General features: G+C 59.7%; 12 protein-coding genes. 3 read left to right on the forward strand and 9 right to left on the reverse strand.

Annotated elements, in window-relative coordinates; genetic code table 11:
* Positions 1-17: 17 nt before the first annotated feature.
* Complete coding sequence (gene rpsU, locus M1D99_RS03070) at positions 18-233, reverse strand: 30S ribosomal protein S21 (protein ID WP_002551877.1); 216 nt, start codon at positions 231-233, stop codon at positions 18-20.
* A 199-nt stretch (positions 234-432) separates the two neighbouring features.
* Between rpsU and tsaD the strand changes: the two genes are divergently transcribed.
* Positions 433-1458, forward strand: coding sequence for a tRNA (adenosine(37)-N6)-threonylcarbamoyltransferase complex transferase subunit TsaD (gene tsaD, locus M1D99_RS03075; protein WP_186706959.1), 1026 nt, complete (start codon positions 433-435; stop codon positions 1456-1458).
* An 8-nt stretch (positions 1459-1466) separates the two neighbouring features.
* On the opposite strand, the gene plsY is transcribed toward tsaD, so the two are convergent.
* Positions 1467-2036, reverse strand: a complete 570-nt coding sequence (gene plsY / locus M1D99_RS03080; protein WP_003206189.1) for a glycerol-3-phosphate 1-O-acyltransferase PlsY — start codon at positions 2034-2036, stop codon at positions 1467-1469.
* A gap of 74 nt (positions 2037-2110) precedes the next feature.
* Between plsY and folB the strand changes: the two genes are divergently transcribed.
* Together folB and folK are read left to right on the forward strand one after the other, a co-directional pair.
* A complete protein-coding gene (folB, locus tag M1D99_RS03085) occupies positions 2111-2464 on the forward strand; it encodes a dihydroneopterin aldolase (RefSeq protein WP_039590767.1) in 354 nt (117 codons plus the stop codon).
* A complete protein-coding gene (gene folK / locus M1D99_RS03090) occupies positions 2455-2973 on the forward strand; it encodes a 2-amino-4-hydroxy-6-hydroxymethyldihydropteridine diphosphokinase (RefSeq protein WP_186729599.1) in 519 nt (172 codons plus the stop codon). The genes folB and folK overlap by 10 nt, the downstream gene beginning before the upstream one ends.
* Positions 2974-3104: 131 nt before the next feature.
* On the opposite strand, the gene M1D99_RS03095 is transcribed toward folK, so the two are convergent.
* The 7 genes from M1D99_RS03095 to apaG form a co-directional block, all read right to left on the reverse strand.
* Positions 3105-4331 (reverse strand): multifunctional CCA addition/repair protein, encoded by a 1227-nt coding sequence (locus M1D99_RS03095; RefSeq protein ID WP_434573957.1) that lies wholly within the window; start codon positions 4329-4331, stop codon positions 3105-3107.
* 63 nt (positions 4332-4394) lie between these two features.
* Complete coding sequence (locus M1D99_RS03100) at positions 4395-5960, reverse strand: SpoVR family protein (RefSeq protein WP_186706962.1); 1566 nt, start codon at positions 5958-5960, stop codon at positions 4395-4397.
* Positions 5957-7228, reverse strand: a complete 1272-nt coding sequence (locus tag M1D99_RS03105) for a YeaH/YhbH family protein (protein WP_003206179.1) — start codon at positions 7226-7228, stop codon at positions 5957-5959. The genes M1D99_RS03100 and M1D99_RS03105 overlap by 4 nt, the downstream gene beginning before the upstream one ends.
* Positions 7229-7341: 113 nt before the next feature.
* Complete coding sequence (locus M1D99_RS03110; protein WP_003177689.1) at positions 7342-9264, reverse strand: PrkA family serine protein kinase; 1923 nt, start codon at positions 9262-9264, stop codon at positions 7342-7344.
* Positions 9265-9563: 299 nt separating this feature from the next.
* On the reverse strand, positions 9564-9893 hold the full coding sequence (gene glpE, locus M1D99_RS03115) for a thiosulfate sulfurtransferase GlpE (protein WP_434573960.1): 330 nt from the start codon (positions 9891-9893) through the stop codon (positions 9564-9566).
* A gap of 32 nt (positions 9894-9925) precedes the next feature.
* Positions 9926-10801, reverse strand: a complete 876-nt coding sequence (locus M1D99_RS03120) for a symmetrical bis(5'-nucleosyl)-tetraphosphatase (RefSeq protein WP_434573961.1) — start codon at positions 10799-10801, stop codon at positions 9926-9928.
* Positions 10801-11181, reverse strand: a complete 381-nt coding sequence (apaG, locus tag M1D99_RS03125) for a Co2+/Mg2+ efflux protein ApaG (RefSeq protein WP_434573963.1) — start codon at positions 11179-11181, stop codon at positions 10801-10803. Before apaG ends, M1D99_RS03120 begins: the two co-directional genes overlap by 1 nt.
* Positions 11182-11252: the final 71 nt, after the last annotated feature.

Below are 11252 nucleotides of genomic sequence, written 5' to 3' on the forward strand. Positions count from 1 at the left end.
CTACGGACGTCTGTGTATTAGTACAGACGTACGGCGCGGCGCTGTTCGCGCTGAACTTTCTTGGCGTGACGCTTAACAGCGGCTGCTGCCTTGCGCTTACGCTCAGAAGTCGGCTTCTCGTAGAATTCGCGGCTACGAACTTCAGCCAGAACACCGGCTTTTTCGCAGGAGCGCTTGAAACGACGCAGAGCTACGTCGAAGGGTTCGTTCTCTTTTACTTTGACGGCTGGCATCCAGAGCTACCTTCATTCATTACCGGGGTCAACATCCTCGCGGCAAAAGAGCACTTGAAGACGTCGGTTTTTAAGGGTTGCGGATGTTAACCCCTCATCGCTCGGAATGCAAAGCCTCTGATCGAAAACCGCTGGTCGGGGCACAACGCGGCGACTATTATGCGCGCCTTCGAATTCAGCCTCTACAAGGCGCAAACCCATGCTAGTACTGGGATTAGAAACCTCCTGCGACGAAACCGGTGTCGCACTTTACGACAGTGAGCGCGGCTTGCTGGCCGACGCGCTGTTCAGCCAGATCGACCTGCATCGCGCCTACGGCGGGGTGGTGCCCGAGCTTGCCTCTCGCGATCACGTCAAACGCATGCTGCCCTTGATCCGTCAGGTCCTGGCTGAAGCCGGCTGCGTGCCGACCGAGATCGACGGCATCGCCTACACCGCCGGCCCGGGCCTGGTGGGCGCGTTGCTGGTGGGCGCTTCCTGTGCCCAGGCGCTGGCCTTTGCCTGGGGCATTCCAGCCTTGGGCGTGCATCACATGGAAGGCCATTTGCTGGCGCCGATGCTGGAGTCGCAACCACCAGAGTTCCCGTTCGTCGCTTTGTTGGTTTCGGGTGGCCATACGCAGCTCATCCGGGTCGATGGAATCGGCCAATACGAGCTGCTCGGCGAAACCCTCGACGATGCCGCCGGCGAAGCGTTCGACAAAACCGCAAAAATGATGGGACTCAATTATCCAGGCGGGCCGGAAATTTCCCGGCTGGCGACGCAAGGGGTCGAGGGGCGTTTCGTGTTCCCGCGGCCGATGTGCGACCGTCCCGGCCTGGATTTCAGTTTCAGTGGGCTGAAGACCTTCGCCCTGAACACCTGGCAGCAGTGCGTCAGCGCCGGGGACGACAGTGAACAAGCCCGTTGCGACATCTCACTGGCGTTCCAGCAGGCCGTGGTGGAGACTTTGACCATCAAGTGCAAGCGTGCCCTGAAGCAGGCCGGACTCAAGCGGTTAGTCATCGCCGGCGGCGTGAGTGCGAACAAGGCCTTGCGGACATCGTTGGAGAAAATGCTCGGCGACATGAAGGGCGACGTTTACTACGCCCGGCCGGAGTTCTGCACAGATAACGGTGCGATGATTGCCTTTGCCGGCTGCCAGCGTTTGCAGGCCGGCCAGCAGGAAAGCCTGGCGATCAGCGTGCAGGCGCGCTGGCCCATGGAGCAGTTGGCACCCTTGTGAAACGTTATTTAAAAATGCCGTTCGCGCCCGGCGAACAGGTCGCGTAGATTGCCGCGGTGACGCCAGACGATCAGGGCAACCAGCGCGGTCATTGGCAGCAAGGCCGCCGGTTCCTGCCAGGCCAGTAACGGCAGGGTCAGCGGTGTGGCGATCAGCGCGGCCAGGGAGCTGGTGCGGGTCAGGTAGAACGTCAGCAGCCAGGCACAGACAGCCAGCAGGGCGGCGGGCGGGTACAGGCCCAGCAGCATGCCGGCGGCGGTGGCGACACCCTTGCCGCCACGAAAGCGAAAGTACAGCGGGAATAGATGGCCGATGACGGCGCAGACGCCGATCCAGGCCTGTTGCTGCAACGAAAGCCCTGCAAGGCTGGCGATCAGTACCGGGACAAGGCCTTTGCAGAGGTCGCCCAGCAGGGTCAGGATGGCGAGTTTGCGTCCGGCCAGGCGCAGCATGTTGGTGGCGCCGGCATTGCCCGAGCCACTCATTCGCGGATCCGGGCGACCGGTCAGGCGGCTGAGCAAAATGGCGAAGGACAGCGAGCCGAGCAGGTAGGCGAGAATCGCCAGTAACCAAAACATGCTAACTATTCCGGGCGAGGACGCCCTGATTCTAACGGGGCATCGCGCCCTTGTCGTGCTGCGGAGAAGAGTGCTTGGACAGAGTGTTTATCGAGGGCCTGGAAGTCGACACGGTAATCGGTGCCTACGACTGGGAGCGAGGCATCCGACAGTGCCTGCGGCTTGACCTGAGCTTCGCCTGGGACAACCGCCCGGCCGCCGCAGGCGACGACCTGACCCTGGCGCTCGACTACGCCAGCGTGTCGTCGCGCATCCAGGCGTTTGCCGAGCAGGCGCAGTTCCAGTTGGTCGAGACCTTCGCCGAACGACTGGCCCAGGAGCTCATGGACGAGTTCAAGATCACCTGGTTGCGTCTGAAAGTGACCAAGCCTGGCGCCGTACCGGCGGCCAGCGGCGTTGGCGTGGAGATCGAGCGCGGATGTCGCTGACTCAGGTTTTTCTCGGGCTCGGCAGCAATATCGAGCGCGAAACCCATTTGTGCGCCGGTCTTGAGGCCTTGGCTGGATTCCTCGTGGACATGCGCTGTTCAGCCGTGTTCGAGAGCCAGCCGGTGGGGATCAAGAGCGGGCCGTTCTTCAATTTTGTCGTCTCGGCCTTCACGGATCTGCCGCTGATGGAATTGGACCGTCGCCTCAAGTTCATCGAGGCGGATAACGGTCGCTATGCGCCGGACCGCAAGGGATTGCCACTGGATATCGACGTGTTGTTGTATGGCGAACAGGTCGGCAACTTCGATGGGCTGATCCTGCCGCGCGCGGAAATTCTCAAGAACGCCTTCGTCCTGTGGCCTTTGTCATTGATGGCGCCGGATCGAATTCATCCGGGCGTGGGCAAGAGCTTCGCCACGCTGTGGGAAGAAGCGCAGATCGACCAGGTGCTGGCACCGGTGGCTTTCGAATGGCGAGGCCAGCCGCTTACGCCGTCGAATCTGTTGTGAGACGGCTGCCGTCATCGCGAGCAAGCTCGCTCCCACATTAGGATTTCAGCGTGCACCTATCTTGTGCTCAACGAGATCCACTGTGGGAGCGAGCTTGCTCGCGATGACGGCGGTTGACCTGAAAACGCCTGTCAGTTCGCCGCTTCCTTGTAGGCTTTCAACGCCCTGAGGCGCTCACGCTTGATTGCCTCTCCCAACTGCGGCCCCTTGAAACCCTTCTCCAGCAAAGGCTGCACCGCCACCGCGCGGGCCGCTGCCGCAGCGCCCCGCAGATACTCAGCCTGTGGATAACTTCGCTCTTCGAGCCCCTTGCGCCCCCGTGCATCCATCTCGCATGCCGCAATGAATTCCTCGAAGCGCTGGGGCCGACGATACACATCAAAACTTTGCAGCAGCTCAAGCAAAGTAGAGGCCTTCAGTTCAAGCGCACGGTGGCCATGGGTGTGGTACTGGCCAACCAGTAACGCCAGTTCCTGACAGTCCCGCGGTGCCTTGAAGCGTTCGCTGACGGCTCTGATCAGCTTCAGGCCCGTGTGCTCATGGGCGATGTGACGCGGCCATTCGTGTTGAGGTGTCAGGCCTTTACCCAAGTCATGGAGCAGGCAGGCCCAGCGGACCGTTAACGGTTGTTGGTGCAATGCCGCCTGCTCCAGCACGCTCAAGGTGTGGACGCCGGTATCGATTTCCGGGTGATGGGCTTCAGGCTGCGGCACGCCGAACAGCGCGTCGACCTCGGGCATCAAGATCTTGAGCGCCGTGCAGTCGCGCAACACCTGGATAAATACCTGTGGCTGTTTTTCCATGAGGGCGCGGGAAATTTCTTTCCAGCTGCGCTCGGCCGTCAACGCCTCCAATTCGCCGGACTCACTGAGCTGGCGCATCAGTTCGAGGGTTTCGTCCGCCACCTTGAAACCCAGCGGCGCATAACGGGCGGCAAATCGGGCAACACGCAGGACTCGGAGTGGATCTTCGGCGAAAGCGGGGGAAACGTGGCGTAATACCCGGGCTTCCAGATCGCGCTGGCCGTGGTACGGATCGGTCAGGTTGCCATGGTCATCTTCAGCCATGGCATTGATGGTCAAGTCCCGGCGAACCAAGTCTTCTTCCAAGGTCACTTCGGGGCTGGCATGGAACACGAAGCCGCCATAGCCGCGGCCGCTCTTGCGCTCAGTGCGGGCGAGGGCGTATTCCTCGCCAGTCTTCGGGTCGAGGAATACTGGAAAGTCGGCCCCCACAGGGCGAAAACCCTTGGCGAGCATTTCCTCGGCAGTCGCCCCCACCACGACCCGATCGACGTCGGTGACGGGAATGCCCAGCAGGCGATCGCGAACGGCGCCGCCAACTTTATAGATCTGCATAAAAAACCTCCGTTGGTTCGACAGGATAACCTTTGCGTCGGACCTCTGGAGGCGAAAACGGGATCAAAGATGGATGACGGCCAGGTCCAGGCGGCCATAGTCGCCTTCGGCTTGTTCGCTTCTTGGAGGGACGTGATGGGTTTTCATCACTTGGTCGCCTTGCAGGGTTTCCAGATGAATATCGAAACCCCAGAGCCGATGCAGGTGCTTGAGCACCTCATCGGTGGAGTCACCAAGAGGTTTACGGTTGTGGGCCTGGTGGCGCAGGGTCAGCGAGCGGTCTCCGCGGCGATCGATGCTGTAGATCTGCACATTGGGTTCGCGGTTACCCAGGTTGTACTGCGCCGCCAGGGTTTCGCGGATGATGCGGTAGCCGCTCTCATCATGAATGGCAGGAACCACCAAGTCATCTTTCTGATCGTCATCAAGGATGCTGAACAATTTCAGGTCGCGGATCACCTTGGGTGAAAGGTACTGCAGGATGAAGCTTTCGTCCTTGAAGCTGCTCATGGCGAATTTGATGGCGGACAACCAGTCCGAGCCGGCGATCTCGGGGAACCAGCGACGATCTTCCTCGGTAGGGTTTTCGCACATCCGCCGGATGTCGCGGTACATGGCGAAGCCCAGTGCGTAAGGATTGATGCCACTGTAGTACGGGCTGTCGAAGCCAGGTTGGAACACCACGCTGGTATGGGACGTCAGGAACTCCATCATGAAGCCGTCGGTGACCAGGCCTTCGTCGTACAGGTCGTTCATCAGCGTGTAGTGCCAGAACGTGGCCCAGCCTTCGTTCATCACCTGGGTCTGGCGCTGTGGATAGAAGTACTGGGCAATCTTGCGCACGATGCGCACGATTTCCCGCTGCCACGGCTCCAGCAACGGCGCATGTTTTTCAATGAAATAGAGAATGTTCTCCTGGGGCTCGGCCGGGAAACGGGCATTGTCTTTTTCGTTGTACTTGTCGGCACCTTTGGGAATGGTGCGCCATAGGTCGTTGATCTGTTTTTGCAGGTGCTCTTCGCGGTCCTTCTGGCGTCGGCGTTCCTCTTCGGCGGAAATCGGATAGGGGCGCTTGTAGCGATCCACGCCATAGTTCATCAGGGCGTGGCAGGAGTCCAGCAAGTCCTCCACCGCGTCGATCCCATGGCGCTCCTCGCATTGCATGATGTACTGCTTGGCGAACACCAGGTAATCGATGATCGAACTGGCATCGGTCCACGTGCGGAACAGGTAGTTGCCCTTGAAGAAGCTGTTGTGCCCGTAGCAGGCATGCGCCACCACCAAAGCCTGCATGCAGATGGTGTTTTCTTCCATCAAGTAGGCGATGCATGGGTCGGAATTGATCACGATCTCATAGGCCAGCCCCATCTGGCCGCGGCTGTAGGATTTCTCGGTACTGAGGAAATGCTTGCCGTAGGACCAGTGGTGATAGCCCAGCGGCATGCCGACCGACGCGTAGGCGTCCATCATTTGCTCGGCGGTGATCACCTCGATCTGGTTCGGGTAGGTGTCCAGGGCATAACGGTCTGCGATACGGCTGATTTCGCGGTCGTAGGCCTTGATCAGCTCGAACGTCCATTCGGAGCCGGTGGAAATGGGCTGGCGCTTCTGCTCTTTTTTGGCGGTCATGTCACTAACCTGCGCTGGAAGAGTTCACGGAAGACCGGGTAGATATCCCCGGCCGAGACCAGTTGCTGTTGGGCAAACGTGTCGGAAAATGCTTCGGCAATCCGTTCGTATTCGTACCACAAGGCCTGGTGTTCCCGTGGGGTAATTTCCACATAGGTGTAGTACTGGACGAACGGCATGATCTGGTTGATCAGGATGTCACGGCAGATCGGTGAATCGTCGTTCCAGTTGTCGCCGTCCGACGCCTGGGCCGCATAGATGTTCCACTCGTTGGCGGGGTAGCGTTCGGCCATGATTTCCTGCATCAGCTTCAGGGCGCTGGACACAATGGTGCCGCCGGTTTCCCTGGAGTAGAAAAACTCCTCTTCGTCCACTTCCCGGGCGCTGGTGTGATGGCGGATGAACACCACGTCGATCTTGTCGTAATTCCGTTTCAGGAACAGGTACAACAGGATGAAGAAGCGCTTGGCGATGTCCTTGGTCGCTTGGGTCATGGAGCCGGAAACGTCCATCAGGCAGAACATCACCGCCTTGGAGCTGGGGTTTGGCTGCTTCACCAGCAAGTTGTACTTGAGGTCGAAGGTATCGAGGAACGGGACGCGATGGATGCGGGCGCTAAGCTTCTCGATTTCCGCTTCGAGGTCTTGAATATCGCCGAAATTGTCGGGTTCTTCGCGTTTGAGGCGAGCCAGTTCTTCCTTGGCTTCGCGCAGCTTTGCCCGGCTGCTGCCCGACAGCGCGATGCGCCGGGCGTGGGCGGAGCGAAGGGTGCGGATGATGTTGATGCGTGATGGGTTGCCTTCATTGCTGATACCGGCACGCACGGTCTTGAAGGTGTCGGTGCCGGTCAGGTTGCGCTTGACCAGGTTCGGCAGCTCCAGGTCCTCGAACATGAACTCCAGGAATTCCTCCTGGGTGATCTGGAAGACGAACTCATCCATGCCTTCGCCGGAGTTGCCGGCCTTGCCGGGGCCCTTGCCGCCACCTCCGCCTTGGGGACGGGGGATATGCTCGCCACTGGTGAACTCCTTGTTGCCAGGGTGCACGACGGTCTGCTTGCCGCCGCGCCCATGGTGCAGCACCGGCTCGTCGATGTCGCGGCCGGGGATGCTGATCTGTTCGCCGTGTTCCATGTCGGTAATGGAGCGTCGGCTGACCGCCTCTTCAACGGCCTTCTTGATGTGGTCACGGTAACGCCGCAGAAACCGCTGGCGGTTCACCGTGCTTTTGTTCTTGCCATTAAGGCGTCGGTCGATCACATAGCTCATAGGCCCCTCCGGGGGAGCTTCAAGTCGTAAGCCTCAAGCCGTAAGGGGCGTGGCGTCGAGCCTTGGGCTCAACGCCGTTCCCTTGCAGTCTGTAGCTAGAAGCTTGCCGCTGCTTATTGCGATTTCCGGACCCGCAGGTACCACTCGGAAAGCAGTCGTACCTGTTTGTCGGTGTAGCCACGTTCGACCATGCGTGTGACGAAGTCGTTGTGTTTTTGCTGGTCCTCCTTGCTGGCCTTGGCGTTGAAGCTGATTACGGGCAGCAGGTCTTCGGTGTTGGAGAACATTTTCTTCTCGATGACCACCCGCAGCTTTTCATAGCTGAGCCAGGTTGGGTTCTTGCCGTTGTTGTTGGCCCGGGCGCGCAGCACGAAGTTGACGATTTCGTTGCGGAAGTCCTTCGGATTGCTGATGCCGGCTGGTTTCTCGATTTTCTCCAGTTCCTCGTTGAGGGCCACGCGGTTGAGTATCTCGCCGGTTTCCGGGTCGCGGTATTCCTGGTCCTGGATCCAGAAGTCTGCATACAGCACATAGCGGTCGAAGATGTTCTGGCCGTATTCGCTGTAGGACTCCAGGTACGCCGTCTGGATCTCCTTGCCAATGAACTCGATGTAGCGCGGTGCCAGGTATTCCTTCAAGAAGCGCAGGTAGCGTTCGCGGGTTTCGGCCTGGAATTGCTCCTGCTCGATCTGCTGTTCCAGCACATACAGCAGGTGAACCGGGTTGGCCGCGATCTCGTGGGGGTCGAAGTTGAAGACCTTGGACAGGATCTTGAACGCGAAGCGCGTGGACAGCCCGTTCATCCCTTCGTCCACACCCGCGTTGTCGCGGTACTCCTGGATCGACTTGGCCTTGGGATCGGTGTCCTTGAGGTTTTCACCGTCGTACACGCGCATCTTCGAATAGATGTTGGAGTTTTCCGGTTCCTTGAGGCGCGACAGCACCGTGAACTGGGCCAGCATTTTCAAGGTGTCGGGGGCGCAATGAGCCTTGGACAGCGAACTGTTGAACAACAGCTTGTCGTAGATCTTCACCTCATCGCTCACTCGCAGGCAGTACGGCACCTTGACGATATAGATCCGGTCGATGAAGGCTTCGTTGTTCTTGTTGTTGCGGAAGGTATGCCATTCCGATTCGTTGGAGTGAGCCAGCAGAATGCCGGTAAACGGAATGGCCCCCAGGCCCTCTGTACTGTTGTAGTTGCCTTCCTGGGTAGCGGTCAGCAGCGGGTGCAGTACCTTGATGGGCGCCTTGAACATTTCGACGAATTCCATCAGGCCCTGGTTGGCCCGGCACAGCGCACCCGAATAGCTGTAGGCGTCGGCGTCGTTCTGTGGGAATTCTTCCAGTTTGCGGATATCGACCTTGCCCACCAGGGCCGAGATGTCCTGGTTGTTCTCGTCACCCGGCTCGGTCTTGGCGACCGCGATCTGGTTGAGGATCGAGGGGTAGAGCTTGACCACCCGGAACTGGCTGATATCACCGCCGAACTCGGCCAGGCGCTTGGTCGCCCATGGCGACATGATGGTATTGAGGTAGCGGCGTGGAATGCCGAAGTCTTCTTCGAGGATCGCGCCGTCCTCGGTGGCGTTGAACAGCCCCAGGGGCGATTCGAACACCGGCGAGCCCTTGATGGCATAGAAGGGCACTTTTTCGATCAGTTGCTTGAGTTTTTCGGCCAGGGACGATTTACCGCCACCTACGGGGCCGAGCAGATAAAGGATCTGCTTCTTCTCTTCCAGGCCTTGGGCGGCGTGGCGGAAATAGGACACGATCTGTTCGATGCATTCTTCCATCCCGTGGAAGTCCGCAAAGGCCGGATAGCGGCGAATCACCTTGTTGGAAAAGATGCGCGAGAGCCTCGAGTTGGTCGAGGTATCCAGCAGCTCCGGTTCTCCGATGGCCAGCAACAGACGCTCCGCAGCCGACACATAGGCACTGCGGTCCTGCTTGCAGAGTTCGAGGTATTCCTGCAGCGAGTATTCCTCTTGCCGCGTGGACTCGAAACGTTGCTGGAAGTGGCTAAAAATGCTCATGACGTCACCTCGCTCGATACGTGGAGCCGGTGTCGGATCAATCAGTCGATGCTGGACAGCCCCTGGGGACCCAGTTGCCGTTTACCCCCCAGAATGCTTTCAAGAATGCAGGCTCCTGAAAGCTGACTCCCGATGACCCGCGCGCCGGTGTACCGGCTCTCCCCTGTTTTGGATGGCCTGAGGCTAAGGATAGTTCGGAATCGGGGAGGTAAAGGTGGAATACGTAATTAGTTGTGGCAGACCGTTCGTCTGCCATCGCTCAAGCCCACGGTTCACGCGGGCTTGGCCGGGATAAAAAATTATTCGTGGGTGCCTTGCGCTGTTTCTGCAGGATAAGTCGCACGCCATAGCTCAAATCCGCCGTCGAGGCTGTAGACGTCGCTGAAGCCCTGGCTGATCAGATAAGCGGCTGCGCTCTGGCTGGAATTGCCGTGATAGCAGACCACGACAGTGGGCGCATCGAGGTCGGCGGCACGGATGAAATCGGCAATGGAATGGTTATCCAGATGTTTGGAGCCACGGATATGCAAAGCGGCAAAAGTGGCCGGGTCGCGAACATCGACGACGACCGCGCCTTGCTCGCGCAGGGCTTGGGCCTGTTCCGGGGGGATGCGTTTGAATTCGGTCATGGGGGACTCCTGTAGCGTGGGCGCAACGCCGGTCAAACGGCGGTGCCGGCCGGCGATGGTGCTGTGGCTGGGGGGTGGGTTTTGGCGTGGCCCTGTTCGTCGCAATCGCAGCGCAGTTGCTCGCCGGTGTCGATGTTCATCAGCGTCAGGGCGCTGCCCCACACGCAGCCGGTATCGAGGGCGAAGACGCCGGGTTCGTCGCACTGGCCTTCCAGCGCCGCCCAGTGCCCGAAAATGATCTTCAAGTGACGGGTCTTGCGCTCGCTGTGCTTGAACCACGGGGCATAGCCGGGTGGTGCGGTCTCGATGCCTTCCTTGCCCTTGAGGTCGAGCTTGCCGTCGCGGGTGCAGAAGCGCATGCGCGTGAAGTAATTGGTGATGACGCGAAGGCGGGCGCTGCCGGTGAGGTCGTTGTCCCACTTGACCGGCTCGTTGCCGTACATGCCATCCAGGTAGGGCGCGAACAAATTGTCGTCGCGTAATGCCTGTTCCACCTCGGCCGCACACTTGAGCGCCTTGCGCAGGGACCACTGGGGCGGGATGCCGGCATGGACCATCGCCAGGTTGCGCTGCTCGTCGTAGTGCATGAGCTTTTGCTGGCGCAGCCACTCCAGCAATTCAACGCAATCGGGGGCGGCGAGGATTTCGCTCAAGGTATCGGATTTTTTCAGGCGCTCGATGTTCTGCCAGGTGGCCAGCAGGTGCAGGTCGTGGTTGCCGAGTACGCACACCACCGACTGGCGGATACCGTGGAGAAAGCGCAGCGTCTCAAGGGACTGCGGGCCGCGGTTGACCAGGTCACCCACCAGCCACAGCGTGTCTTTTTGTGGATCGAAGGCGACGCGCTCCAATAGACACTTGAGCGGGTCGAGGCAGCCCTGCAGGTCGCCGACCGCGTAGGTGGCCATTAGTGCAAGGCCCCGGGCACAGCCAGGCGAAACGGCTTGATGACAGCATCGAAGCGTGTACCGTCCTCGGCCAGCATTTGGTAGGTGCCCTGCATGGTGCCGACCTTGGTGGTCATCACCGTCCCGCTGCTGTAGTTGTGGCTTTTACCGGCGTCGATCAATGGTTGCTGGCCGACCACGCCTTCACCACGCACTTCTTCAACGTGACCGTCGCCGTCGGTGATGACCCAGTGCCGCGACAACAGCCTGGCCGGCAACGAACCGTTGTTGCTTACGGTAATACTGTAGGCGAAGGCGAAGCGGTCATGTTCGGGTTGCGACTGTTCTGCCAGATAACGGGTGGTGACGCTGACGTCGACTTGGTAACGAGGATCAGACATGCAAATAAGGCCTTAAAAACGAAGCGGGACGCGGGCGCGACTCAGGAGATGAGTCTAGGCCAAGTATCGGG

The organism is Pseudomonas sp. R3-41 (assembly GCF_054161485.1).

Bases quoted from the DNA above. Each gene is read 5' to 3' on its own strand.
- folK (WP_186729599.1), top strand. From the start codon at position 2,455: ATGTCGCTGACTCAGGTTTTTCTCGGGCTCGGCAGCAATATCGAGCGC.
- glpE (WP_434573960.1), bottom strand. From the start codon at position 9,893: ATGACCGAATTCAAACGCATCCCCCCGGAACAGGCCCAAGCCCTGCGC.
- rpsU (WP_002551877.1), bottom strand. From the start codon at position 233: ATGCCAGCCGTCAAAGTAAAAGAGAACGAACCCTTCGACGTAGCTCTG.
- M1D99_RS03120 (WP_434573961.1), bottom strand. From the start codon at position 10,801: ATGGCCACCTACGCGGTCGGCGACCTGCAGGGCTGCCTCGACCCGCTC.
- M1D99_RS03105 (WP_003206179.1), bottom strand. From the start codon at position 7,228: ATGAGCTATGTGATCGACCGACGCCTTAATGGCAAGAACAAAAGCACG.
- tsaD (WP_186706959.1), top strand. From the start codon at position 433: ATGCTAGTACTGGGATTAGAAACCTCCTGCGACGAAACCGGTGTCGCA.
- apaG (WP_434573963.1), bottom strand. From the start codon at position 11,181: ATGTCTGATCCTCGTTACCAAGTCGACGTCAGCGTCACCACCCGTTAT.
- M1D99_RS03110 (WP_003177689.1), bottom strand. From the start codon at position 9,264: ATGAGCATTTTTAGCCACTTCCAGCAACGTTTCGAGTCCACGCGGCAA.
- M1D99_RS03100 (WP_186706962.1), bottom strand. From the start codon at position 5,960: ATGACCGCCAAAAAAGAGCAGAAGCGCCAGCCCATTTCCACCGGCTCC.
- M1D99_RS03095 (WP_434573957.1), bottom strand. From the start codon at position 4,331: ATGCAGATCTATAAAGTTGGCGGCGCCGTTCGCGATCGCCTGCTGGGC.
- plsY (WP_003206189.1), bottom strand. From the start codon at position 2,036: ATGTTTTGGTTACTGGCGATTCTCGCCTACCTGCTCGGCTCGCTGTCC.